This window comes from Thermodesulforhabdaceae bacterium (assembly GCA_037482015.1).
In the GTDB taxonomy this organism is placed as follows: Bacteria; Desulfobacterota; Syntrophobacteria; order Syntrophobacterales; family Thermodesulforhabdaceae; genus JAOACS01.
Genome location: JBBFKT010000004.1, coordinates 1 through 24,848 on the forward strand (window position 1 = coordinate 1; position 24,848 = coordinate 24,848).

Below are 24,848 nucleotides of genomic sequence, written 5' to 3' on the forward strand. Positions count from 1 at the left end.
AAGGTATTTGCCATCACTGGAAGACACTTCGTGATCATCTGAACGGCCAGGTCAGAGTTACGACCACAATGGTAAATGAGAGGGGACAGGTTATTAACATTCGGCACACATCTGAGCCCGAGCCAATTCATGTGACCATATACCAGGCTCTTGGTCTTTCGCTGAAACCCCTCAAAACTGTGAGAAAAATAGAATAAAAAAATCCGTAGTGTAGAATGAAAATGACTTATCAAGTAATTACGGTAGTTTACACAAATAAATGACAAACTTGGGCTAAAAAACGACTCAGTATATGATTCACCAGATCAGATTAAAAATAGGGGCGACGCATGCGTAGCCCTTACATGCACCCGAAAGGGTAAGGGTGGAGAGCCGGGGCGAGAGGTCGGCAAAGACCGTAGTAGCTGCCTGCAGAGGCAACCACAAGAGGTCGCCTATAAACTTCTCGAACCGCCCAGTGAGGACCCACATGCCGGGTGGTGCGGGAGGGAATCGGTCAAATTACCGCCCCTATCCCAATTATGCCTATCTATACCTGTGAACCTATCGCCAGAGTAACCCTTCAAGGAAAAAATTTTCGAACACTCTCATAGTTTTTTTAGGAAGATGAAATTTCAGGAGTAACCATGGGGATCCGCTTATTTTCACAAAGCATGGTATGCCTTTCTTTTCAGGATTTTCTTAAGATTTAGTTTGCTCTTCCCCACGATAAACGGGAAGAATAATGGTAAAAGTGGTCCCAGCTTTTTCGTTATTTTCGTCTTCTGAAATGCTCTCGCAAGTAATGGATCCACCGAACTGCGTCACAATACCGTAACTTACTGAAAGCCCTAATCCTGTCCCTTCCCCCACTTTTTTTGTAGTAAAGAAAGGATCAAAAATTTTCGGCAGTATATGTTTTGGAATCCCGCAGCCAATATCAGAAACACTTATTTCAGCAAATGCTTCGCCCTTTTTCCTTGTTTTTATGGATATTTTCTTTTCCCGTCTTCCTTTCAAGGCGTGTATGGCGTTGTTTATCAAATTCAAAAGAACTTGTTGGAAACCTCTAGGATCACAGGCTACAAGAGGAAGGTCTTCGTCGAGAAAACATTCCAAAGTAATGTTATTCATCTCCAGAGTATGATCGATTACGGAAACAACCAGTTCTATGTTTTCGTTCACATCGCAGAAATCTTCCTTTTCTTCACTGAATCGAGCAAAGCTCAAAAGCCTTTCCACGATGCTTTTGCAATGAAGTCCATGGCGTTCAATGACTTTCAGGTCGTTATATTCCATACTACCGGGTTCAAATCTTTCCAGAAGAAGTTCGCAAAAACCCAACATGATTCCGAGAGGATTATTCAGTTCGTGAGCCACACCTGCAGCAAGAGTTCCCAGAGATGCAAGTTTTTCCGTGTTTATGAGTTGATCTTCTATTTCCTTCCATTCGGTCATATCCCGCCCTATAACAAGCACAAGCGGCGATCCATAATCCGCTTCCAGAGGAATATAGTTGAGATAAAACCACAGGGTTCGACCGCCAGAAATTATTTTTTCCTCTGTTCGGAAGCTTTTCCTTTCTGCAATGACTTTTTTGATGATCTTTATTTGCTCTGATGAGCTATCTTCAGGAAATATCACATCTATTGGCTTTCCCCCTAACTCGCTTTCGTCAGATACGTTAAAAAGTTGCCTCATAGATTTATTCGCTGTTTTTATAATGCCCTGAGCATCCACACTAAAAATGATATCTTCTGCGCCTTCTACGAGGGAACGATACTTGGCTTCCGACTGTTCCAGTTCAGTGGCGTAGGCTTTTATGTCCTCTGTTTTCTTTGCCACTTCAACTTCCAGAATAGAAACCCATCTAAATTCATAGATGATCACAAAAAGACTTGCTAGAAGTAGAGCTCCCAACACTATTCCCTGAAACAGAATTTGTCTTGCGTAAATGCGACTTACAATGCCTTCTATTTCGTAAACAGGTGCCACAACAGCAACAGACCAGAAAAGTGTCTTCTCTGAAGTTTCAATTTTAACGGGACTATAAGCTATAAGTTTTTCCATTGGAGCCACGATTTCCTTGTGCCAGCCCGACATGTAACTTCCGGTGCCTTTTTTCCCCTGAAGCATGTAGTTTTTCTGGATTTCATTGATCTGCACAAAGGTAATATTCGGGTTTCTGCGACTTCTTGCCTCGAAGGCGTTTTCACCTACAAAATTTTCTTCTGGATGATAGATAAACATACCCGTGTGGTCTATAACCCAGGAGTAGCCTGTTTTCCCCGATCTCACGGTAGCAACGATTTCTCTTGCCATTTCGGTGAGATTAATGCTAGCCCTGAGATAGCCAGATAATCGTCGGCTTGGATAGGGGTGATCAGTATCAGAAGCGTTTTCGTAGATTGGGGTAATCACTGTCATCCAGACGGTGGTATGTTCACCTGAGGAAACTTTTTTAGTTTCCAGAGGCAGAGCCTTTCCTCTAGCCGCGGAGTTTCGAGCAGTAGCCATATATATGGCTGCCTCATCACGATCCGTTGATGAATCTTCAAATAAAAGACCCTGCTCCCTGTTTACTGTAAAAATCCTCTTCCCATCCTTGCTTACTCTAACTATTTCCATTATCGAATCCTTCTGTAGTAGCGGTAGGGTGAGAGCCAGGAGTTGTTCGTAATATTTTCGCTCAGCATATTGAATAGCTGGAAATGTGCTAAGAAAAACAAGATCCGATAGAGCGTTATAAAAGGCTTTTTCAATCCTTTCTGCAGATGTTTCGGCAAGGATAAGCTGTTCCTCGTTGAATTGGTCCTTTACCACATTCTTAACATATCGCATGTTGACAATGCCCAGCACCGTTGCCAGACAGATCAAAACAAGGGTTGCTAGCCCTATGCCGATAAGAATCTTTCTAAGTTCTCGCCTGCCAGAAGACTGTGGCGACAGATCATTTTTTAATTTAAACCAATCTTTCCACATCATGCTTGACTTGTCCTCCCTCAAAAAGCCAAATAAAAAACCGAAACTCAAACTTTGGGGAGAATCGACCTATGAACATTGAAATTCTTGTCGTAGATGACGAACCCGACATGCTAACTCTACTGACCCGCATTTTCGCTTCAGAACCCACTTATCACGTTACAGCAACTTCCGATCCACGGGAAGCCCTGAATCTTATTTCAAAACAAACCTACCATGTTATTATCACAGACCTCAAAATGCCCAATGTTGATGGTATGCAAATCCTGGAAGCTGCGAAAGCCAAAGATGAAACCACCGCCGTGATTATTCTTACTGCCTACGGAACTATTGAATCGGCTGTTGAAGCCACTAAGAAAGGCGCTTTTGATTATGTTACCAAGCCCTTCCGTAAGGATAGAATCCTCCATGTGGTTCAGCAGGCTATTCGCTGGCATCTGATGACTCAAGAAAATCTCTGCCTTAAACAGGAGTTGCTTGAAAAGTCCGGCTATCCAAGCCTGATAGGCAATAGTCAGGCTATAGACCGTGTTCGAGATCAGATAATGAAGGTTGCCAGAACGTCGGCGACAGTGCTTATCACTGGAGAGAGTGGCACAGGAAAAGAGCTCGTAGCTAGAGCAATACATTCTCACAGCTCTCGCCATGACAAGCCATTTGTGGCTATAAACTGTAGCGCTATACCTGAATCACTTCTTGAAAGCGAAATCTTTGGATACGTTAAAGGAGCCTTTACGGGAGCCGTAAAAGACAAGAAAGGTTTGATTGAAGAAGCTCGTGGTGGAACGCTCTTCCTTGACGAAATAGGCGATCTTGCTCCTCCCCTCCAGGTCAAGCTTCTAAGGCTCCTTCAGGAAGGAGAATACAAGCCCGTAGGATCCAACACCATCAAAAAAGCCGACGTGCGTTATATCGCGGCAACTAATCGAAATCTTCAGGAAAAGATTGAAAGGGGGGAATTTCGAGAAGATCTCTTTTACCGATTGAATGTTGTCCATATTCACGTGCCGCCCCTTCGAGAAAGAAAAGAAGACATTCTTCCCCTTGCTCACCATTTCCTGCGAAAATACGCCATACTTCACGGAAAATCCGTTCAGAGATTTTCACCGGAAGCCACCAGCAGACTCATTTATCATCCCTGGCATGGAAACGTGAGAGAACTCGAAAACACAATTGAGCGTGGAGTCATCATGGCTTCAGGGGATATTTTGGGAGTTGATGACCTGTTCCCCGCTCAGGACCAGAAAAAATCATCATCGGGACTTGTAATTGCAAGTGATCCTTCCATTTTCGACATTCCTTTTAAGGAGGCCAAAGAAAGAATTTTGGACGAATTTCAGAGCCGTTACCTTCTCAGGCTTCTGGAAAAGCACGGTGGTAATGTTTCACAGACGGCTCGCGAAAGCGGGCTTAAGCGTCAGCATATTTACAGACTTTTGAAGAAAATAAAGGAAGAGCCTCCAACGTAGGCTAGTGGGAGATGACAAATGTTGAAAAGATTGGAAATCGCACTCAAACCGGGCATTCTCGATGCCGAAGGTGAAAGAATCTGTCGGAAGGTCAGGGACTATTTTAGTTGGGACATTCCCGGAGATGCTATACCGGGGACATCCCCTGTGCGAGTCATTCATGTTATCACCTTTGATGCTCGTCTCAGCGAAGATGAATACGAAGCCATAAGACGTGACATATTCACCAATCCCGTTACACAGATATCAAGCTTCGATCCACTTACAAATCCTGCTGTTATTCCCTTTGAATGGGTAATCTGGGTTGGCTTCAGACCTGGAGTGAGAGACACAGCAGGAAGTGTGGCTCTTGAAGCTATCTCTTCTTATCTTCGCCGAAATCTTCACCCGGAAGATGCGGCTTATACATCAAAGATTTATGAAATCCGTTCCGGCAATTTGTCGAGAGATCAACTCGAAGTTATCGCAAAAGAACTCTTGGCTAATGAACTCATTCAGCAGTGGCGTATATTTTCTCGCGATGAGTGGAACCCTGAAGAAGGCATCGGTTTTATTGTGCCGCGAGTGTTTTTCAAGGATAGTGAATACGGGCGAGTGCATACCCTTTCGGTAACATCCGATGAAGTGCTGGCTCGTCTTAGTCGGGAACGTAACCTTGCTCTTCATCCGCAGGATATTCCCGTCATAAGGAATTACTTCAACCGTCCGGAAATAAGAGCCGAGCGAGCCAGAGTGGGACTTTCTGACCCAACGGATGTCGAACTTGAAGCTATCTCTCAGGCTAGAAGCGATCACTGTAATCACAACACTTTTCGAGGGGTCTTCACCTATCGAGATCTGGAAACAGGCGAGACTGTGGTGGTGGATAATTTATTTAAGACCTGTATCGAAGCGCCCACTCTTGAACTACAGAAAAAGAAAGACTGGGTCATTTCGGTTCTCTGGGATAATGCCGGAGTAGCGGCTTTTGATGATAACCATCACTACGTTATAACCGGTGAAACTCACAACAGCCCGTCCAATATGGAAGCTTACGGGGGAGCTTTAACAGGCATCGTCGGTGTCTATCGCGACATTATGGGAACGGGCAAAGGAGCTCGCCTTGTTGGAGGACTTTACGGCTACTGTGTAGGTCCTAGAAACTATCCTGGGCCTCTTAAGCCTCACCTTCATCCACGCCGCCTCCTAGACGGCGTCGTTGAAGGAGTGCGAGATGGCGGAAACAAACATGGAGTGCCCACTATCTTTGGAAACCTCCTTTATCATCCATCCTATCTGGGTAAATGTCTCGTCTTTGTCGCATCCATTGGCATCATGCCGCAATCAGTTCCCAATGGTCCCTGCCATGACAAACGACCCGAGCCGGGAGATCTTATAGTGATGTGCGGAGGAAGGGTAGGGAAGGATGGTATTCACGGCGTGACGGCTTCCAGCGAAGCCTATTCAGAACACACCCCTGTGGGGCACGTGCAAATAGGCGATCCCTACACTCAGAAGAAAATGCACGACTTTCTCCTTGAAGCCCGCGACGAAGGACTTATCTCCTTCATTACGGACAACGGCGGTGGAGGATTGTCTTCGTCCGTGGGAGAGTCAGCTCGGCTTGCAGGTGGAGCCTTCGTCGAACTCGACAGGGTGCCTCTCAAGTATGAAGGACTTGACCCTTGGGAAATCTGGGTTTCTGAATCTCAGGAACGAATGACGGTTGGGATCAAGCCAGAACATCTCGATCGCTTCATGGAGCTTTCGAAAAAACACGAAGTGGAAAGCACCGTAATCGGACGCTATGAAAATACAGGAAAGCTTCACCTGACCTATAACGGTAAGACCTGCGCATATCTGGATCTGAAGTTCTTCGAAGAAGAATTTCCCAAGTGGCGCTTTGAAGCTGAATGGCTTTCTCCTGCTCGGAGAGGATTGTGCGAGCCCGTCATCAAGGAGCCGAAAAATTACGGGGAACTTCTTCACACCTTGATGGCTCGCCCTAATGTGCGGTCTCGCGAATGGATCCAGCGCCAGTATGATCACGAAGTTCAGGGAACCTCCGTGGTAAAACCTTTAGTTGGTATTCATAGAGACATTCCTTCTGATGCTGCTGTGATTCGTCCAGTTTTTTCTTCAATGAAAGGACTTGCCGTCACTCAGGCTCTTCATCCCTTCTACGGGCAGATTGATACCTATCACATGGTTGCCGTGACCATAGACGAAAGCGTTAGAAGACTTCTCTCCGTCGGTGGACGGCTCGATCGCATAGGAGGGGTTGATAACTTCTGCTGGCCCACAATTCAGTATGATCCGCAGGAAAACCCCGATGGTCACTATAAGGCGGCTCAGCTTGTGAGAGCCAACTGGGCACTTAGAGATTTCTGTCTCGCTTTTGGGATTCCGCTTCTTTCTGGAAAAGACAGCATGTATGTGGATGGTTTCCTCAAGGGAGCCTTTGGGGAACGCCATAAAGTTTCCGGTTTGCCCACCATGCAGTTCACCGCTACGACCATTGTGGACGATGTTTCAAAGTGCGTTACCCTTGATGCAAAAGTTCCGGGTGACGATGTTTATATAATCGGCGTCACTAAAAACGAGCTCGGAGGATCGGAATACTACGATCTGTTTGGCTACGTGGGACTGAATGTTCCAAAGGTTGAAGTTTCCAGCTTTGTGCCCCTTTATAGGGCTCTCGAAGAAGCCATTTCCGAAGGTCTTGTGGCGTCATGCCATGGGATTTACCGTGGAGGGCTTGCCATTCATGCTGCTCTGGTTGTAATGGCAGGCTGGCTTGGGATGGAAATTGATCTTGGAAATGTCCCGACAACCGGTATTGATCGTAACGACTACATCCTTTTTAGCGAATCGGCAGGACGCTTCATAGTTACGGTGGCGCCTGAGAATAGAGAAAAATTTGAAGCGATTTTCCGAAAGCATTGTGGAAGTTATGCCGATGAAGCGGTAAGGCGAATTGGTGTTGTGCTGGATAAACCGGTCTTCCGATGTATAGGGCTTGATGGCTCAATACTTTTCGAAGAATCGATCGCTGATATTAAGAAATCCTGGTCGGGAAAGGAGGAGACTGATCCCCCTGAACTTTATCATCCTGAACGCAGTGCAAGCGACTTGAGGAAGATGTTGTTGCCTGCTTCTGAAGGTGAAGGTGAGTTGCACAGGAATTCAGTGTCTTTTGCTCCCTTCACAGCCACTGGTGATTCAGGTAAGCCTCTGGCTATTGTGCTAACCGGTTTCGGTTTGAACTGCGACTACGAAACGGCTCATGTTTTGGAGATTGCCGGAGCCAGAGCCATCCGCCTGCATCTGAACGATCTCATCGCTAAACCTGCCTGGTTGCGAGAAGCTAAAATTTTCGTCATAGACGGCGGCTTTTCCTGGGGAGACGACCACGGAGCTGGAGTTATCATGGGATGCCGCCTCAGGTATAACCTTGGTGAAGAACTGCTTGAATTTGCCGATAGAGGTGGGTTGATACTTGGTATTTGCAACGGCTTTCAGGTGCTCGTCAACCTAGGACTGCTACCCGGCAGATGGATGAAAAATTCTAATTCTCATGAGAAGGCTTTTACTCGAGAAGTGGCTCTTCTCCCCAATGACTGCGGTCATTTTGTTGACTCCTGGGTGTGGTTGGAAGCAAATCCACTCTCTCCCTGCGTGTGGACTAAAGGATTGAACATCGTCGAATTCCCTGTTCGACACGGCGAAGGCAAGTTTTACACATCTCAGGAGGTTTTGGAGTCTCTCACTGAAAATCAACTGGTAGCTTTGAGATACGTTCGCCCTGACGGGAGTCCTGCTCAGGGAAAATATCCCTTTAATCCAAACGGCTCTATTTTTGATATTGCTGGAATTTGCGATCCCACAGGTCGCATCATGGGACTGATGCCTCATCCTGAAGCTTTCCACCATTTTACCAATCATCCAAACTGGACTCTTTATAAAGAACTTCTGTTCCGATCCGGTAGATCCTCTGGCGATATTCCTGATGTGGGGCTCGGAGTGCTCTTCTTTAGAAACGCCGTAAAGTATTGGGAGTAATCCACATGAGCAACGATAAAAAACTGAAACTTGCAGTTTTCATTTCAGGAAGTGGGACCAATCTGCAGTCTATTCTTGAAAGAAGCGCTGATGGAAGACTTCTTGCTAATGTTGAGGTGGTTATATCCGATCGAAAAGACGCTTATGGGTTAGAGCGAGCCCGTAAGTTTGGTGTTCCGGCTTATGTTGTTGACTACAGTCGATACCTTAAAGAGATTCAACCGCGGCGGGTGGCTTACGAAAAGGCGGAAGAAGAAATCCTGCGGATTCTAGGAAATTACTCAATAGACTATGTTGTTCTCGCCGGCTTTATGAGGCTTCTCACACCGCACTTTCTGGAGCGTTTCAGAAGCGAAGAAGGCGTTTTTCGGGTCATAAACATTCATCCCGCCTTGCTCCCGGCTTTTCCCGGACAGAATGGCTATGAAGACACTTTTAACTACGGCTGTCGCTGGGGAGGCATTACTGTTCACTTTGTAGATGAAGGAGAAGATACAGGACCTGTTATTGCTCAGGCTGTGTATCCGATCTTTCCTGAAGATACTGTGGAAACTGTTCGCAGGAGAGGACTTGCTATCGAATACGAAGTTTACGCTCAGGTGCTGAATTGGCTTGCTGAAGGCATGGTGAAGGTTTTGCCAAGAGAAAAGGGCAGACCCAAGATTCTCATAACAGACCCTCAATACCGAAACATCATCCAGAGATGGATAGATTTTGCCTTTTCTCTGGCTTGAGTCATAAGTCGTATTTACTTTCATCAGGGTTATCATCCGGTTGGGATTGTGATTGGCTCGAGACGATTCCCCATCTTCTGCGTTCTTCGAAGGTTTGGGGATCAAGCCAGAGGTTTCCAATTTTTATGGTATCGAGGCGGTCTGCAGAGCGAAGAGGTGTAAGAAGGGAGACTAACCTTTGTGGTGAGTCTATCAGGAGGACGATACCCAGACCAAGAGTGAATCCTCGCCTGTCTTCCAGCGCTACCAGTCTTCCCTGTTGGAAAGCAGGTGATGGAACCACAGCGAACTTTGTCCACTGGATTTCTAAGGAGGATGCGTTGGCGAAGTATCGACGAAAAGCTTCCCTTCGGTGAGCCCTGCGAGTTGCGAAATCTCTGGGCGTTATTGCCGATGCTGGGGACAGTTCTACAAGATTAGTTCTTGATGATCGCCTGAGTGGTATGAGGATGTGTTCTAGCTCTCGATCTCGACGAATGGCAAAAACAACTTTTGGTTCCAGAAGATCTATTTTGCAGAGCTTAAGTATTGTGCCTCCTTGATCCTGAGCCACCAACCCGGTTGTATCCAGAACGATGGCTGTAGCCCTGAGCTTATGAGCCTGCCTGACCAGCTTGTGCAAGCCGATGACGGTCTGGAGCATGTGCCCTCTTGGCGAAGTCGATCCAACAAAAACTCGAAAAGTTCCCAGTAAGGGTGATGGCGAATTGGTTAAAGGATTTGCTCCAACCAGGGATGATTCTGTTTCTGAAGTAAATACAGTCGGCAAACTGTTACTGCTTTCTTGACGACGGTTCTCGTAAACGGCGAGAGTCATTGTTGTTGGGGGTCCCAGGGTTGTCTGCCCCACATCCCCGTCTATGAAAGCGATTCGTTCGTGGTATGTGGAGAGGCGTGAGAAAAGGTAGCGAGCAAAGGTGGATTTTCCGGAATCGGGCGCTCCTATGATCATAAAAAGCCCGGAGAGCCCATCCAGAGATAACCGTTCCCAGGAGTCAGGAATTTCTATCTGGGTGTTCATTTCAGTTCCTTTCGAGTCTTCCTCCTGGTGTTAGCAAGAGACCGAAGAACAGAAAGGTTTTCCCTGTCTTTTTCAAGAGTTGCATCTTTAGGAGTTTCTATCAGTCCGGGAAGATTGGTAAACCTATGGTCGTTAACAATCAAACGAAAAGCTTCTATTCCCAGTGCACCTTTGCCGATATGTTCATGGCGGTCTATTCGACTTCCCAGTGGAGTTTTGGAATCGTTGAGATGGATGGCGTGGACATGACGGAGTCCGATAACTTTATCCAGTTCATGCATTGTGGCTTCGTAGGACTCAAGGGTTCTTATGTCATAGCCGGCAGCGAAAATGTGGCAGGTGTCTAAGCAGATGCCGATTCGCCCATCGTGACAGGTGTTTTCCATAAGCCATGCCAGATGTTCAAATTGATAGCCCAGGCTTGTGCCCTGACCCGCTGTAGTTTCAAGAAGTATTTTGGTTTTAAATCCTGATGTAGCTATCAGCACGTCTTTAAGAGCCTGGGCGACTCTTCTTAATCCTTCTGTTTCGCCTTTTCCCATGTGGGATCCAGGGTGGATGATCAGGCAGGGTATGCCAAGAACTTCGCAACGTTCCAGTTCGTTTAAAAACATTCGGCAGGACTTGCGCCACAGGACATCGTCCGGTGTGGCTAGATTGATTAGATAAGATGCATGACCCAGAACAGGGGAGATCCCGGTTTCTGCAGCTTTTTTCTTGAAAAGGCGTATTTCTTCTTCTGACAAAATTTTGGTTTGCCATGATCGGCTCGATTCCAGGAAGATTTGCAAAGCTTCACAGCCTGCAGAAACAGCACGATCAAAAGCTTTATGAAGTCCACCGGAGATAGATTCGTGAGCCCCTAGTTTCATTGATTTCTCCAGAAAAAGTTCTCTCCTTGTGTTCGGTAACTTTTTCCTGCCAGAGATGAAGGAATGTGACAAGGTGAAAATCTCGAAACTTTTTTACCAGGTTTCCTTCTTTACAAAGTTCCCGGTTTGCGGTTTGTTTGAGGGGTGGAAATTTTTCTTCGCGGGAGTTGTTAATGGACAAACTCAAAGTTTGTGAGATATTTGCCAGCATTCAGGGAGAATCTAGCTATGCGGGATTTCCCTGTGTTTTTGTCCGTCTTTCGGGATGTAATCTCAATTGTCGTTATTGCGACACGGTTTATGCCAGGGAAGAGGGAAGAGAGATGACCGTTCAGGAGGTGCTTGATGCAGTGGAAAGATACGGATATTGGCTGGTGGAAGTAACAGGTGGAGAGCCTTTACTTCAGGGTGGGACCCCCTTCCTGGTGGAAGAGATGCTGAGACGATGTTACCGAGTGTTAATAGAAACCAACGGAAGTCTTAATGTCGATCTTGTTAGCAAAGAAGCTGTGCGCATAGTTGATTTCAAGTGTCCATCGAGTGGTATGGCTGATTATAACGATTACGGTAACATTCTACGCCTTAAGCCAGATCATGATGAGGTTAAGTTTGTGATTGGCGATCGAGATGATTATAGATTTGCTAAAAACTTGCGGGGAAAAATCCTGGAAACCGGATGGCGAGGAGTTATAAATTTCTCGCCTGTGTTTGGAGAACTCGATCCGGCAGATCTTGCAGGCTGGATTTTGAAAGACAGGCTTGATGTTCGCCTTAATCTTCAGCTCCACAAATACATATGGAAAGATCGCGAAAGAGGTGTGTGAAATATGGCTGAGAAGAAAGCAGTAGTTTTACTTTCCGGCGGGATTGACTCATCAACCGCTCTGGCGATTGCCAGATCCGAAGGCTATGAACTTTACGCTTTAACTTTTCGTTATCATCAACGTCATGCGGTTGAAATCGAGTCAGCAAAAGCTGTTGCAAGGTATATGGGGGTTAAAGAGCATCTCATTCTTGATCTTCCTCTTAATCTTATCGGTGGATCGGCTTTAGTGGATAGATCTATTGCTGTGCCGAAGGATAGATCTGTGGATAAGATTCCCTCTGATATTCCAGTAACCTATGTGCCGGCTAGAAATACGATTTTTCTTGCCTTTGCTGTAGCCTGGGCGGAAGTTCTGGGGACGGGCGATATTTTTATTGGAGTAAATGCTTTAGATTATTCAGGTTATCCCGATTGCCGTCCTGAATACATTGGAGCCTTTGAAAGAATGGCAAACCTTGGAACTAAAGTTGGTGTCGAAGGGAAAATCACTTTTAGGATTCATACACCTCTTATAAGGCTTACAAAGGCAGAAATTATCCGCAGAGGTCTGGAACTCGGGATGGATTATCGGCTTACCGTTTCCTGTTATGATCCTGATGAGGAAGGAAGAGCCTGCGGTAAATGCGATAGTTGTCTTTTGAGGAAAAAGGGTTTTGCCGAAGCAGGGGTTGATGATCCGACAGAGTATAAATAAAAAACGGTCCGAAGAGTCTGGGCTGCTCTTCGGACCCTGGCATAAAAGTAGCGAATTTCAGCTTAAGATTAGAAATCTTCGTCCAGTGGGATGACGGCTTCCGGGCTTACTTCTTTGCCTTTAGTTTCTGCTGGCTTTATAGCCTCCTTTTTTGCAGCGGGAACGGCAGAAGGTTTGGAGATAGGGGATGCCTTCTTGATGCTCGTCAGAGCCGTTTTGACCTTGCTTTGTTGTTGACGAAGTTCTACCGAAGTTTTTGCTCCGATGACTCTAAGCAGTTGAGCTACATAGTCTCGCATTTGAGCAGCCTGAGCGTTTAGTTCTTCTGCGGCAGCGGCTGCTTCCTCTGCAGTGGCGGCATTTTTCTGGACGACTTTATCCAGTTCGGAAACGGCTCTGTTGATTTGATCAATTCCTTCTGCCTGTTCTTTTGATGCGGCTGAAACTTCGCTTATCAACTCTCCAACTTTTGCTGCTGCATTCTTGACTTCGGCAAAAGCCTGACTCGCCTTTTCAACAACCTGAACACCGCCTCGAACACGATTGGATGTTTGTTCTATAAGGTTAGCTGTGTTTTTTGCTGCTTCGGCGGCTCTCATAGCAAGAGATCGCACTTCATCGGCTACAACGGCAAATCCTGCTCCGGCTTCTCCCGCTCTTGCTGCTTCTACAGCGGCGTTAAGTGCAAGGAGGTTAGTCTGGAAGGCTATTTCATCTATAGTTTTGATGATCTTCTGAGTTTCATCGCTTGCTCTGGCGATTTCATTCATTGATTGTGAGATCTGAGTCATAGCAGTATAAGCAGTTTCTACTGCCTGAAGTGTATGTTGCATAAGAGAGGCAGACTGGTCGGCGTTGTCTGAATTCTGGCGAGTCATGGAAGCCAGTTCTTCGAGAGCCGATGATGTTTCTTCGATGGAAGCTGCCTGCTGAGATGCCCCTTCTGCAAGGCTCTGGCTGGATGCTGACACCTCTTCGGCTGCCGTAGTCACCTGATCAGCTCCTTCCATCAAACCTCTTGAGATGCGGAAAATGGGTCTGGTTAAAGATGTTGCAAAGAAGTAAATTGCTACTATGCCAACTATGAGGAAAATTACAGCCACCAACAATGTGGTATTACGAATAGCTATAGCTGTTTTCATGAATTCCGACACGCCTTGAGTTGTACCAATACTCCAGCCGTTGATACCAACAGGGGAAACAGCGGCTATTTTTTCAGAACCTTTGAAAAGGTATTTTACCAGTCCTTCTTGCCCGCTGGTCATTTTATTGCCGAGTTCTTCCAGACCCTGTGTTTGTTTTGCGTTCAGTTTCATGATGAGACTCTTGTCTGGATGAGCTATCACAGTTCCAGCTTGATCTAGCATAAAAGAATAACTAGTTTCTGATGCTTTGAACTTAGTTATAAGATTTATAAGCGAGTCTGTTTTCATCACTCCCGCTAGTACTCCAACAACCTTTCCGTCATTGTTTACTATTGGGACCCCTAGAGGTAGCACCGGTTCCTGAGTCTTTTTTGAGATTATCATGTTTTCTATGGTAGGTGTTCCCTGCATCGCTTTTTTCCAGTATTCTCTATCAGATACGTTAATGTTTTTGTAGCCACCTCCTGTGTTGTCTGCCACTATATTTCCTGAGGCGTCGGCTACGAATAATACCTCATAGGAATCGCCAAGCTTTTTGTTGAGGTCTTTAAGGAGATTAGATACCTTATCGATACTTTCTGAGTCGTTCTGAGCGGCTTTTAGTGCAATGGGGTTAAGGGAAAAGCTCTGGAATGTGTTGAGATAGCTGATCAAAAGTTCTTTAACAGCAAAAGCGGTAAGCCGAGTTGTATTCATAGCATTTGCTTCTGCTGTTTTTGTGGATTCTGATTTAGCTTTGAAATACTCAACCGAACCAAGAACTAAAAGTGGTAGAACAATAAGCAAAATTCCGCTTACTAAGAGCTTCTGCCTTAGAGACATTTGGATTTCCCTCCTTCATGGATCTATAGAAATTTATCCCCTGCAGGGGCTGCTATGGAACAAAGCCCCTTTTAACAATGATGCAGTCGGTTTTGCAAGTTTATTTTTGCCAAAAGTTTTTTATGAGAAATGACCCAAACTTTTGCTTTTATTTTTATTAACTCGCAGGACTGGATATCACTTTATTCCTTCCAGAGTTTTTAGCGGCGTATAATGCTTTATCTGCTCTATCAAAAACATCCGCAAAACTTTCGTCTGTAGCCTCAACCTGAGATACTCCTGCACTTATGGTGATAGAAATTTCCTTACCTCTAAAGACGAATTTGGTTTTTTCAATTATACGGCGTAACTTTTCAGCGGCTTCAACAGCTCCATTAAGCTGGGTTCCTGTAAAAATTACAACGAATTCTTCACCGCCGTATCTAGCTATAATATCGCCTTTTCTTAGGGATGATTTCATAATTCTAGCCACTTCTTTAAGAATCAGATCACCTGCTTTATGTCCATAAGAATCGTTTATATTTTTGAAGTGATCGAGATCGAAAATGGCGAGGGAAAAAATATGTCCGTAACGCTTAAAACGTTCCCATTCCTCGGCTATTCTAAGTTCATAACCTCTTCTATTGGTAATACCAGTAAGTGGATCTTTTAAAGCTTCTTCAGCAAGGCGTTGTTCTCTAGACTGAACGACTTTAATCTGATCGTTTATTGTGTTGAGATCCTGCTGCAGTTTCTGAATGCGCTCTTCGAGTTCCTTATTATATTCTTCTTCTTGCTTTCTTTTTTGTTCCAGAGCTTGCTTTATATAAGAGAGTTTCATTATGACCATTTTTTGGAGATCTTTAAGGTTCGATGAGATTGCTACCGACTGGCGAAGATCGTTTATCTGTCCATCGATGTGGTAGTTAAGTTTATTTGACGATTCCTGAGAAAGGTGAACATGATCGAGAGAAGCTAAAATGTTCTTTTCGATCTCTATCAAGTTTTGTCCCAATTCGGAAATAAATTTGTTCAGTTCTTTTTGTTCTTGATCAATGTGCAGTATGAGGGTTTTCAAGAATTCTGCAAATGTTGCGTTCCATGAAGTAATATCATGGAAATGGTTAATCTTGTAAAAAACGTCCCTAATAGCAGCCCATTTCTCTTGAAGCGTTTCTGGTATTAAGGGATTTATGGAATTGATAATTTCGGAAAGGACGATTTTAAGTTCTTCAATATTGTCGTGATGATCTTTCTGTAAGAACCCAAATAGTTTCTTAATACCCTTTTTTTCTTCTACCGGCTCTATTCCATGCTGTAAAACCGCTTCCTTAAAGGTGTTGAAAGCTTTTTCGAGTTGGTCAAGCGATGCTCCGTTCCGAAGTTTCTCTCTGAAGGAATCAAATTGTTTTGAAACTTTTGAAATATTTGGAAGGTGTAAAAACGGGGAGATTGTTGCAATTGTTGATTGGAAAAGTTCTACCATTTTCTGATATTCTTCCTCGAGTTCCTGGACTATTTTTATATGGCTAGATCTTGCAGACAAAACCTGGTTTTGGTCGTAAAATTCCGATGATAACGATATTAGCGAAGAGTCACTAGCCAGGATGTAAGCCACCTTTTCAGCCGTGATTGGCTCTCCCCGTGATTCCAGGTTTCTAACTATATCAACGATAACTTGAGAAAGCTTTTCCACCCATGGAAGCGGTTTTTTCATCTCTTCCTACCTTCTCTTGGTTTTAGAGAAAAATGGTTTAGTTTTTCTCGCTCCTCCCTGAGATGAATTATTGACAGGCTTCGGTTCAAACTTCTGACAGGTAATTCCCGAAGCACTGAAAACATCTTCGCAGGGGTAGTTCTTGGAGCGAATCGACCAGGCTCGACAGAAATAGGGCGTTGTGGGATTCCAGGTGATTCCCAGGTGCTTACAGGCGAGACAATGAACTTTTTTTTCCTTGATAACGGCCATGCTTTATACCTCCTTGGTGGGCCCCATTTCCCTATCCTCTGCCATCCGGGAAGCTTAGATTGGGAAGACGCCCGATGAAAATTTCAGCAAAAGGTATTCCACCTTTTCGAAATTTATTTTAAAGTTTTTTTCCCCTCCGTCGATAATAAGTTCGAGAGGAGAAGAAAAATGATCATAACTGATAATCGTGTCAAGAGCGTTCTACGGACCTACACAAAGCAACTTCAGAAAGCGAAGTTGCCTTCCGAAAACTTATTGAAGGGAGAAGGGACGGGGGCCACATCTCTTGGCACAGAGAAGGTGGTTATATCTGAAGAGGCCAGGCAAAAGCTTCTCAGAGAACAGTTTGCAAAGCAAGCTTTGAATAGGCTAGAACAAGAAAAAAGATTGAACGGAAAACAAGAGAGTGATAAGGCAGAAGATGAAAATTCACCAACCGATATGAACGGTAAATATAATGGGAATGGGAAAACACAAAACGTAAGTCAAACAAGAGGATAAAGACATGGACGTTAAAAGGGTTCAGCAGGCTCAGGTCTATTATGGGAATGTTTCTAATATTAAATCTTCTGGAGCTGAGCAAAGTGCCAGGGGAGTAACCAGAGTTGACCGAGTTCAGGATATTCAGTCGCAGAAAAAAACTGCACAGGAATCAAAAACCGACAAGGTGGAATTCTCCTCTCAGGCTCTCGCAGCTTATGAGCAGGCTCGAGCGCAAAAGGTTGAGAATTTGAAACAGAGCATTCAGGAGGGGTCATACAAGGTAAATCCCTCTGATATCGCAAACAAAATGCTGGATGAATCTTGGTAATTGCTCTTAACTTCCTGAAGAATAGGATATTTGGCGGGACCGGGCTTTTATTTTTAGAAGCCCAGGACTCCGATGGCAATACATGTGGGGTGTATTCACACCCCGTTTAATGAAAAATTCCTCCAGAATATCAAACAGCACAGGCTGATCAGGCCAGGTAAAGAGTTTTTCCCTCCTTATAAAATCTTGCCATTCCAATTCAGCTTCTGGAAATGTTCCAAATATTTCTTTTTTAGCATCGTCGCAAAAAAACATAGCGCATGATATGGGTCTTACTGTCCAGAGGCATCCACTATCACCAAGATATACGCAATGATCCGATGGTTTGATGTTTCTTAGCTTTTCCAAAATGTGTGGAAAATTCTGCTCTCCTCCAAAAAGGTAATTAATAACTTCATCGGCAAAAAATACGATAATGCTTTCATAGCTGCAGCAGGCGCTTCTTTTCGTATCGAAGCAGATCCTTTTGCAGTAAGAAGAAAAATATCTGTCTGTAAACTGCTGAAGTTCTGTGCGAAATTCCATGTATTGGCTTGCCATTTCTCTAAGAATAGATTTGTCTTTTTCAGCTAGACGCTGGCATGCTTCAAAGGTGGTGTTGATCGATTCATATTGCATCCGGTGATATAGACTCATGTCTTTCATGTGACTTTCACTCTCTGTCAGGATTGTTCTTGCATTCTTTATTTCATTTGTAAAAAATAGCCCTGGTGTTATCGGTATATGTCATAGTAATTAGCCTTCGAGGGGAGATTACCATGAGCGTTATACCTGAGAATTTTATCATTGTGTTGGTAACCGTAGGAAAAGCCGATGAAGCAGTTACAATCGCCAGAACCATCGTGGAAGAAAAATTGGCTGCCTGTGTGAATATCGTCCCAACCATACGGTCCATTTACTTCTGGAAAGGGGAAGTTTGTGACGATCAGGAAAGTCTTTTGATAATCAAAACGAGGGCGGGATTGTTCGACCGGCTTAAAGCAAAAATCGTGGAACTTCACAGCTATGAAGTTCCAGAAATTATCGCCGTAAGACTTCATGCCGGTCATGAACCATACCTTTCCTGGGTTTTAGAAAACACTACTCTCGAGATCTAATCTCTACCGATCTGGCGTGAGCTTCAAGCCCCTCCATGCGGGCAAATTGTGCTATCGCCCCGATTGATGATCGAGTGATATTTTCGGGGTAGTAAATGATGCTCGTTTTTCGTAGGAAAGTATGAACCCCAAGAGCTGACGAAAATCTAGCTGTGCCCGCTGTGGGAAGGACATGGTTGGGACCAGCAAAATAATCTCCCACAGGTTCGGGGGTAAATTGCCCGATAAAGATGGCACCTGCGCATTTAATCTGTCCGATGAATTTCCACGGGTCATCTACGTGAAGTTCAAGATGTTCTGGAGCGATACGATTTGCCAGTGTCGCAGCCATGTCAAAGCTATCAACGAGAAAGCAGGCGCTGTAATTGCCAAGTGATTGAAGAACTACTTCTTTTCGGGGAAGGGGAGTCCCAAAGTAAGCTCCATCAACCTGAGCATAAAGAGATTTTATGGTCTCTTCTGCCACTTTTTTGTCAGTTGTTATAAGAATTGCGCTCGCCATTGTATCGTGTTCCGCCTGGCTCAGGAGATCTGCGGCGATATATTCCGGGCGAGCTGAGTGATCTGCTATGATAAGGATTTCACTGGGACCTGCAAGAATATCGATCCCTACAATGCCCGAAAGAAGCTTCTTTGCGGTCGTGACGTAGATATTTCCGGGTCCCACTATTACGTCAACTTTTTGAATTGATTCTGTCCCCATGGCAAGAGCCGCAATAGCCCAGGCGCTTCCCATGCGATAGACTTTTTGGATGCCGAGTTCCTTAGCCGTGGCAAGAATTGCTTCATGAATACTGCCGTCAGATCGGGGAGGCGTAGTGATGGCAATATCTTTGACACCCGCAATGCGAGCTGGAATTGCTCCCATGAGAAGCGAAGAAATGAGAGGAGTATTACCGCCTCTGCCGCCAGGGACATAAATTCCGGTGGAAGCTACAGGAGAAACCATTTGTCCCAGAATAACACCGCCGCTACCCGTCATAAACCAGGATTTTTCAAGTTGCTTCTCATGGAAAGCGGCAATATTTTGAGCGGCTTCTCTTACGATTTGCATAAAGGCAGGATCTATTTTTTGACAGGCAACATCCATTTCTTCTTCTGAAACCGCTAGCCTGTCTGGAGTAGCTTCCGCCCAGTCGAATTGTTTTGTATAATCGACAACAGCTTTATCGCCCTCTTTTTTGACTCGGTCTATGATCTCTTCCACCTTGCGTTCCACGTCTTTTACAGATTCGTGGAAAGAACGTTGAGACAGTTTTTTCAAAAAGGCTTCTGCTTCCTGAGATGGATAGTTTATTATCGGGATCATTTAATACCTCCGTCCTGTGCAATTACGAATGCATCGGGAAATTCTGCTCGAATTTTTTCGAGCTCTGCTCTTGCCCTATGAAGATCGCCAAAGGTGCCTATTTTTACTCGATACAAGAGCTTCCCACCGAAGTAGTAAGGTTCGACTCCAGCACCTTTATATTTTGCGGCGACGGTCTTACCAAAACGCTCAGCATTTTGCTTATTCTCAAAAGCCGCAAGCTGGATATCGAACCGCCCCTGCCATGGTGACGGGACCGGTTGCGGCACCCATCGATACTGGTTTTGAGCATACTGGATGAGATTTGCAGGCTGGAGAGCTTCGATTCTTACTCGAGCGGTTCCGTGGGGAATCATGCCGATCTCTTCGGCGGCTCTACGGGAGAGATCTATTATTCGGTCTCCAACAAAGGGTCCGCGATCGTTTATACGGACAATAATCCAGCGACCGTTGTCCAGCCTTGTTACTTTGACGTAAGTGCCAAGAGGAAGTGTCTTATGAGCTGCCGTCATGCCGTGCATGTCGAAGACTTCCCCACTTGATGTTCTCTTGCCGTGGAACTGAGGTCCATACCAGCTTGCTATGCCTTCCTCCACATATCCTTCGGCTGATAGTAGAGGGAAGTAGCACTTTCCCATTACGCAATATGGTTTGGCTGATGGAGGATAGTAGGATGGTGGGATGGAGGATGTTCGCGATTTGGACGATGAGAACATGCTACATGAACTGATGAACACCATTCCTCCAATAGCAAGGGCGCAAACAGTTAGCCTGGATAGTCTTCTAATGGACATGGGTCTTTTTATGCTAGGTTGTCTTCCATCTTAGCCAGTTCTTCAAATCTGATGTCAACGCCTAACACACCCACAATTTCATCGTCTTTATTTCGAATGGGAGCAGAAACGGTGATGCAAAGAGCCCCGGTATAGCGTGAAGTATAGAAATCGGTCACGTGCACTTTACCGGTTTTCATCGGTTCTATGAACCAGGGTCGGTCGGAAAGGTCTTCGCCGACCTGAGCTTTTTCGTATTTCGCCTTGTCCTCGATATGAGTGATGTTTCTGGTTATGCGACGCCCTTCCTTATCGGTTACATAGGCATACTGAATGAAGGGGTTGAGTTCAAGAAGAGACTGCAAGACGAGTTCCTGACGAGAAGGCTCCATACTTTTGATAGCTTCGTTTTCTACCACTTCTTCGATAAGGTGTGCTGCGAGAGATCTTGCCTTCTGCTTCAGCATATCAAATTCGCTAACAAAGTATTCGGGCAGGTAACGCCTTGCCCACCGCTCCATTTCTTCATCCGATATGGAGGTATTTCGGCCCTGCTCATATTCTTCCATCACTCGCTTATAGATTTTCACAATACCGGGATGGCGTTTATCGAGTTTTCTTTCTCCTTCTAGCTGTAGCCTGGTGTTTACCCAGTAAGCGATGCCGGCAGTGCCCGATTTGTCGGTGATAATGACACTGATGGGGCGGTTGAGTATCTTGTCGGTGTCGAAGATGTTATAAATTTCGGGATTTTTGATAAGTCCGTCAGCGTGAATACCAGCACTTGTGGCATTGAAGGCTCTTCCGACGAAGGGATAGTTTGGTGGGATGCGGTATCCCAATTCCTTTTGAAAATATTCAGCAACGTCTGTTATGGCTTTTGTGTCAACACCTTCGGTTGTGCCTTTGAGGCTGATATATTCCATAAGGAGCCCCTCTATGGGAGCATTGCCCGTGCGTTCTCCGAAGCCAAGTAAAGTGCCATTTATTCCACTGCAACCATAAAGCCAAGCCGTAACGCCGTTTACCACTACCTTATGAAAATCGTTATGTCCGTGCCATTCGAGTAGATGTCCGGGAACGCCTGCTTCCTCGATGAACGCTCTTACCAACCTTGGAACACTTCGCGGGAGAGCCGCTCCGGGGTAGGGAACTCCAAGCCCAAGAGTGTCGCACAGGCGTATTTTAACGTTTATACCGCTTTCTTCTCTGAGCTTCATTAGTTCTATAGCGAAAGGAATGCAGAAACCATATATATCGGCGCGAGTAATATCTTCGAAGTGGCATCTAGGAACGATCCCCTTTTCAAGAGCGGCTCTTACAATGTCCAAATAGTCCTTCAGGGCTTCTTTTCGAGTTTTGTTGAGCTTAAGGAAGATGTGATAATCGGAAGCCGATGTCAGTATTCCTGTTTCTTTAAGTCCCATATCAACCACAAGTTGCAAGTCTTCCTTTACCGCTCGAATCCAGCCTGTGATCTCTGGATAGCGGTAACCTCGAGCAAGACATCGTTCAAGGGCTTCCTTGTCTTTCTTGGTGTATAGAAAGAATTCGCTCTGCCTTATAACTCCTTTAGGGCCAGAAAGCCTGTGGAGAAAATCAAAAATGGTGACAATCTGTTCTACCGTATAGGGAGGTCTAGCTTGTTGACCGTCGCGGAAAGTCGTATCGGTTATGAACATTTCCTCCGGCGGGTCTAATGGCAAGAGCTTATGGTCAAAGTCTATTCGGGGTACCTCGTCGTAAGGGAAAATGTCCCGCATAAGATTTGGATTTTCCACATCCACAAGTCGGTATTGCCAAAAAGAGGAGTGTTCGTGGTCAAGAAGCCGTCTTTTGGGGTTCCATCGAGCCATGTTTATACGTTGCCCTCCTTTCAAGCGATGTAAAATCGTAAAAACGTTCAAATAAGATCAAGGAAACGGGAATGTTAACAAAAGTAAAGAAAAAAGCCCTTTTGATATATACCAACAAGAAGGCGAAGATATTGTTTTGACCCGTTTCCCATTTTGGTAAGGGCGCGTTATCCAGTGCGCCCTTACGGTTTACTTAATTATAGTGTGTCGCTTCAGTTCTTTTTCGATTCCACGCTGATACAAAGCTCCAACAACTGCTGCACATCGGGTTCTGAAGGCGCTCCAGTCATAAGACAGGTGGCTTTTTGAGTCTTGGGGAAGGCTATTACATCGCGTATGGAAGAAGATTTTGTCATCATCATTAGAAGTCTATCCAGCCCGAATGCGATACCTCCGTGAGGAGGAGCACCGTATTCGAGTGCTTCCAGAAGGAAACCGAATTTTTCTCGAGCCTCTTCTTCTCCAATTCCAAGCACTTTGAAGACTCTTTCTTGCACGTCTTTTCGGTGAATTCGAATACTTCCCCCTCCAATTTCGGTTCCGTTAAGAACCAAATCGTAAGCACGGCTGTGCACTTTTTCAGGGGCTTCCTCAAGTAGATCCAGTTCTTCTTCTTTGGGGGATGTAAAGGGATGGTGGACAGCGACATATCTTTTTTCTTCAGGACTCCACTCAAGAAGCGGGAAATCTGTTACCCAGAGGAATTCATAGCGATCTTTAAGGCTTGGGTTTTCTTTGAAGAGATAATTGTGAGCAAGATGAATGCGAATGTTTCCCAGGACATTCCTAACAATAGAAGGTTGATCGGCGCCGAAGAAGATAATATCTCCTGGAGTAAGATTGAGTTCTCGAGATAGAGCATCTTTTATACCGTCAGAAAGAAACTTTGCTATAGGCGATTGCCATTCCGATGGGTGGATCTTTATCCAGGCAAGCCCTTTAGCGCCAAGACTTTGTGCAAAGGCTACCAGATCATCCAGTTCTTTTCGAGAAAGTTTTGCCCCCCCTTCGAAACGGATGCAGCCAACCATGCCTCTGGAGTTAATTGCTTGCTTGAACACATTAAATTCCGATTCCTTGACTATTTCACTTACATCGTGGATTTCCATACCAAAGCGAAGATCTGGCTTATCGGTTCCATACAAAGCCATGGCATCATCGTAAGGTATTCGTCTAAATGGTATAGGAATATCTAATCCTAGGATGTGAGAAAAGAGCGACTTAATCCAGACTTCGATAAGTTGGTAAATATCTTCTTCCCCGATGAATGAAAGCTCAAGATCCACTTGAGTAAATTCCGGTTGTCGGTCGGCTCTCAGGTCTTCATCCCGGAAGCATTTGACTATCTGCATATAGCGATCGAACCCGGCAACCATTAGGATTTGTTTGAAAAGCTGAGGCGACTGAGGCAAAGAGTAAAACTTTCCTGGATATATACGACTGGGGACAAGGTAATCCCTGGCACCTTCTGGTGTGCTTTTTGTTAGAACTGGCGTTTCTACTTCCATAAAGCCTTTGTCAGCAAAGTATCGTCTCGTAAATTGCATTGCTTCATGGCGGATCCGTAAATTTCTCATCATAGAGGGTCGGCGAAGGTCTATGTAACGATATTTGAGTCTAACATTTTCGCTTACCTGAATACGGTCTTCCAGCATGAAAGGGGGAGTTTTGGATGCATTAAGAAGTTTTAATTCATCAACGATTACCTCTACTTCTCCAGTTTCCAGCTTGGGGTTGACCATACCTTCAGGGCGAGCTCTTACTGTGCCCTTTACGGCAATGACGTATTCGTTTCTTATGCCGTGAGCTCTCTCGTGGGCAAGGGGATTATGAGCCGGGTCGAATACTAACTGGGTTATGCCTTCCCTATCTCTAAGGTCAACAAATATCAACCCACCGTGGTCTCGCCGTCTCTGAACCCAGCCCATAAGGCATACATCTTGACCAATATGTTCTTTACGGATGGCATTGCAATGGTGGGTTCTATGCCAATCGCCGAGAGTATCCAGAGGCACGAAGCGATACTGAAACTCCTCTTTAGTTTCTGTTTCTACAGACAGTGTTGATTCCTTTTTTGCGCTGCTCTCCACCTAAAAACCTCCTTCGCACAATGATTCATTTGCCCATGTTGAACATGCTAGACCTACTCTGATGAGAGCCGTTTTGTCAATAGAACTTGGAGGGTGTTCTAAAAACTCCGTAATACATTGTTCCGTAATACATTGTAGGGGCACGGCATGCCGTGCCCCTACAATCGGTGCGCTTGGCATGGGCGTGCTCCTGGAGGTGAAAGTCCTCCCGTGAGTTGATCACAGCGAGCGAAGGGAAGCGCAACTGCACGAGGGTGACCGAGTGTGGGGAGGAAGCGTGAAACGAAACTGCGAGCCGATGGACAAGAACCGGACCCCTCCCCAGCCCTTCCCGTCAACGGGGAGGGAGTGCGGAGCAGGGCGAGCGGGCCGAAGTCTG

Annotated in this window: 21 protein-coding genes; 9 read left to right on the plus strand and 12 right to left on the minus strand. The window is 45.3% G+C overall.

Going from position 1 to position 24,848, the window contains the following annotated elements:
- Positions 1–197 (plus strand): hypothetical protein (locus tag WHS38_06460; GenBank protein ID MEJ5300614.1); only part of this gene is annotated, 197 nt, incomplete at its 5' end.
- A gap of 484 nt (positions 198–681) precedes the next feature.
- On the opposite strand, the gene WHS38_06465 is transcribed toward WHS38_06460, so the two are convergent.
- Entirely contained in the window at positions 682–2,964 is a 2,283-nt protein-coding gene (locus tag WHS38_06465) for an ATP-binding protein (protein MEJ5300615.1), read from the minus strand.
- A gap of 68 nt (positions 2,965–3,032) precedes the next feature.
- Between WHS38_06465 and WHS38_06470 the strand changes: the two genes are divergently transcribed.
- From WHS38_06470 to purN, 3 genes are read left to right on the plus strand one after another with little or no spacing between them, the layout of a single operon-like run.
- Positions 3,033–4,430 (plus strand): sigma-54 dependent transcriptional regulator, encoded by a 1,398-nt coding sequence (locus WHS38_06470; GenBank protein MEJ5300616.1) that lies wholly within the window; start codon positions 3,033–3,035, stop codon positions 4,428–4,430.
- Between the two features lie 18 nt (positions 4,431–4,448).
- On the plus strand, positions 4,449–8,471 hold the full coding sequence (locus WHS38_06475) for a phosphoribosylformylglycinamidine synthase subunit PurQ (GenBank protein MEJ5300617.1): 4,023 nt from the start codon (positions 4,449–4,451) through the stop codon (positions 8,469–8,471).
- A gap of 5 nt (positions 8,472–8,476) precedes the next feature.
- Entirely contained in the window at positions 8,477–9,205 is a 729-nt protein-coding gene (purN, locus tag WHS38_06480) for a phosphoribosylglycinamide formyltransferase (GenBank protein MEJ5300618.1), read from the plus strand.
- A 1-nt stretch (position 9,206) separates the two neighbouring features.
- Here purN and WHS38_06485 read toward each other — a convergent pair whose 3' ends face one another.
- Positions 9,207–10,226, minus strand: a complete 1,020-nt coding sequence (locus WHS38_06485) for a Clp1/GlmU family protein (GenBank protein ID MEJ5300619.1) — start codon at positions 10,224–10,226, stop codon at positions 9,207–9,209.
- Positions 10,223–11,098, minus strand: coding sequence for a deoxyribonuclease IV (locus tag WHS38_06490; GenBank protein MEJ5300620.1), 876 nt, complete (start codon positions 11,096–11,098; stop codon positions 10,223–10,225). Before WHS38_06490 ends, WHS38_06485 begins: the two co-directional genes overlap by 4 nt.
- Before the next feature lie 173 nt (positions 11,099–11,271).
- On the opposite strand from WHS38_06490, the gene WHS38_06495 reads away from it, so the two are divergent.
- On the plus strand, positions 11,272–11,922 hold the full coding sequence (locus tag WHS38_06495) for a radical SAM protein (GenBank protein MEJ5300621.1): 651 nt from the start codon (positions 11,272–11,274) through the stop codon (positions 11,920–11,922).
- 3 nt (positions 11,923–11,925) lie between these two features.
- Positions 11,926–12,618: a 7-cyano-7-deazaguanine synthase QueC gene (gene queC, locus WHS38_06500; GenBank protein ID MEJ5300622.1), complete on the plus strand. Its 693-nt coding sequence runs from the start codon at positions 11,926–11,928 to the stop codon at positions 12,616–12,618.
- Between the two features lie 68 nt (positions 12,619–12,686).
- On the opposite strand, the gene WHS38_06505 is transcribed toward queC, so the two are convergent.
- The 3 genes from WHS38_06505 to WHS38_06515 form a co-directional block, all read right to left on the minus strand.
- Entirely contained in the window at positions 12,687–14,585 is a 1,899-nt protein-coding gene (locus tag WHS38_06505; GenBank protein MEJ5300623.1) for a methyl-accepting chemotaxis protein, read from the minus strand.
- A gap of 157 nt (positions 14,586–14,742) precedes the next feature.
- Positions 14,743–16,281: a GGDEF domain-containing protein gene (locus WHS38_06510; GenBank protein MEJ5300624.1), complete on the minus strand. Its 1,539-nt coding sequence runs from the start codon at positions 16,279–16,281 to the stop codon at positions 14,743–14,745.
- Between the two features lie 6 nt (positions 16,282–16,287).
- The gene (locus WHS38_06515; protein ID MEJ5300625.1) at positions 16,288–16,533 is read right to left on the minus strand and encodes a hypothetical protein; all 246 of its coding nucleotides are present in this window, start codon (positions 16,531–16,533) and stop codon (positions 16,288–16,290) included.
- Between the two features lie 168 nt (positions 16,534–16,701).
- Between WHS38_06515 and WHS38_06520 the strand changes: the two genes are divergently transcribed.
- Positions 16,702–17,034, plus strand: a complete 333-nt coding sequence (locus WHS38_06520; protein MEJ5300626.1) for a DVU0524 family FlgM-associated protein — start codon at positions 16,702–16,704, stop codon at positions 17,032–17,034.
- 4 nt (positions 17,035–17,038) lie between these two features.
- Positions 17,039–17,344 (plus strand): flagellar biosynthesis anti-sigma factor FlgM, encoded by a 306-nt coding sequence (gene flgM, locus WHS38_06525; protein ID MEJ5300627.1) that lies wholly within the window; start codon positions 17,039–17,041, stop codon positions 17,342–17,344.
- Between the two features lie 6 nt (positions 17,345–17,350).
- Here flgM and WHS38_06530 read toward each other — a convergent pair whose 3' ends face one another.
- Positions 17,351–17,989, minus strand: a complete 639-nt coding sequence (locus WHS38_06530; protein MEJ5300628.1) for a hypothetical protein — start codon at positions 17,987–17,989, stop codon at positions 17,351–17,353.
- A 113-nt stretch (positions 17,990–18,102) separates the two neighbouring features.
- Between WHS38_06530 and cutA the strand changes: the two genes are divergently transcribed.
- On the plus strand, positions 18,103–18,441 hold the full coding sequence (gene cutA / locus WHS38_06535; GenBank protein ID MEJ5300629.1) for a divalent-cation tolerance protein CutA: 339 nt from the start codon (positions 18,103–18,105) through the stop codon (positions 18,439–18,441).
- Here the strand turns inward: cutA and hisD are convergent.
- From hisD to WHS38_06560, 5 genes are all read right to left on the minus strand, one after another.
- Positions 18,425–19,750: a histidinol dehydrogenase gene (gene hisD / locus WHS38_06540; GenBank protein MEJ5300630.1), complete on the minus strand. Its 1,326-nt coding sequence runs from the start codon at positions 19,748–19,750 to the stop codon at positions 18,425–18,427. The two genes, cutA and hisD, sit on opposite strands and share 17 nt — an antisense overlap.
- On the minus strand, positions 19,747–20,490 hold the full coding sequence (locus tag WHS38_06545; protein ID MEJ5300631.1) for a septal ring lytic transglycosylase RlpA family protein: 744 nt from the start codon (positions 20,488–20,490) through the stop codon (positions 19,747–19,749). Before WHS38_06545 ends, hisD begins: the two co-directional genes overlap by 4 nt.
- Before the next feature lie 62 nt (positions 20,491–20,552).
- Positions 20,553–22,379 (minus strand): cache domain-containing protein, encoded by a 1,827-nt coding sequence (locus WHS38_06550; protein ID MEJ5300632.1) that lies wholly within the window; start codon positions 22,377–22,379, stop codon positions 20,553–20,555.
- 212 nt (positions 22,380–22,591) lie between these two features.
- Positions 22,592–24,469, minus strand: coding sequence for an aspartate--tRNA ligase (gene aspS, locus WHS38_06555; GenBank protein MEJ5300633.1), 1,878 nt, complete (start codon positions 24,467–24,469; stop codon positions 22,592–22,594).
- Positions 24,470–24,649 carry a hypothetical protein gene (locus WHS38_06560; GenBank protein ID MEJ5300634.1) on the minus strand — a complete coding sequence of 60 codons (180 nt, stop codon included), beginning with the start codon at positions 24,647–24,649 and terminating at the stop codon, positions 24,470–24,472.
- Positions 24,650–24,848 lie beyond the last annotated feature (199 nt).

Bases quoted from the DNA above. Each gene is read 5' to 3' on its own strand.
- queC (MEJ5300622.1), top strand. From the start codon at position 11,926: ATGGCTGAGAAGAAAGCAGTAGTTTTACTTTCCGGCGGGATTGACTCA.
- WHS38_06475 (MEJ5300617.1), top strand. From the start codon at position 4,449: ATGTTGAAAAGATTGGAAATCGCACTCAAACCGGGCATTCTCGATGCC.
- WHS38_06465 (MEJ5300615.1), bottom strand. From the start codon at position 2,964: ATGATGTGGAAAGATTGGTTTAAATTAAAAAATGATCTGTCGCCACAG.
- WHS38_06470 (MEJ5300616.1), top strand. From the start codon at position 3,033: ATGAACATTGAAATTCTTGTCGTAGATGACGAACCCGACATGCTAACT.
- WHS38_06530 (MEJ5300628.1), bottom strand. From the start codon at position 17,989: ATGAAAGACATGAGTCTATATCACCGGATGCAATATGAATCGATCAAC.
- WHS38_06545 (MEJ5300631.1), bottom strand. From the start codon at position 20,490: ATGGTGTTCATCAGTTCATGTAGCATGTTCTCATCGTCCAAATCGCGA.
- WHS38_06495 (MEJ5300621.1), top strand. From the start codon at position 11,272: ATGGACAAACTCAAAGTTTGTGAGATATTTGCCAGCATTCAGGGAGAA.
- WHS38_06560 (MEJ5300634.1), bottom strand. From the start codon at position 24,649: ATGCCAAGCGCACCGATTGTAGGGGCACGGCATGCCGTGCCCCTACAA.
- purN (MEJ5300618.1), top strand. From the start codon at position 8,477: ATGAGCAACGATAAAAAACTGAAACTTGCAGTTTTCATTTCAGGAAGT.
- WHS38_06510 (MEJ5300624.1), bottom strand. From the start codon at position 16,281: ATGAAAAAACCGCTTCCATGGGTGGAAAAGCTTTCTCAAGTTATCGTT.
- WHS38_06505 (MEJ5300623.1), bottom strand. From the start codon at position 14,585: ATGTCTCTAAGGCAGAAGCTCTTAGTAAGCGGAATTTTGCTTATTGTT.
- cutA (MEJ5300629.1), top strand. From the start codon at position 18,103: ATGAGCGTTATACCTGAGAATTTTATCATTGTGTTGGTAACCGTAGGA.
- flgM (MEJ5300627.1), top strand. From the start codon at position 17,039: ATGGACGTTAAAAGGGTTCAGCAGGCTCAGGTCTATTATGGGAATGTT.
- WHS38_06485 (MEJ5300619.1), bottom strand. From the start codon at position 10,226: ATGAACACCCAGATAGAAATTCCTGACTCCTGGGAACGGTTATCTCTG.
- hisD (MEJ5300630.1), bottom strand. From the start codon at position 19,750: ATGATCCCGATAATAAACTATCCATCTCAGGAAGCAGAAGCCTTTTTG.
- WHS38_06550 (MEJ5300632.1), bottom strand. From the start codon at position 22,379: ATGGCTCGATGGAACCCCAAAAGACGGCTTCTTGACCACGAACACTCC.
- WHS38_06515 (MEJ5300625.1), bottom strand. From the start codon at position 16,533: ATGGCCGTTATCAAGGAAAAAAAAGTTCATTGTCTCGCCTGTAAGCAC.
- WHS38_06490 (MEJ5300620.1), bottom strand. From the start codon at position 11,098: ATGAAACTAGGGGCTCACGAATCTATCTCCGGTGGACTTCATAAAGCT.
- WHS38_06520 (MEJ5300626.1), top strand. From the start codon at position 16,702: ATGATCATAACTGATAATCGTGTCAAGAGCGTTCTACGGACCTACACA.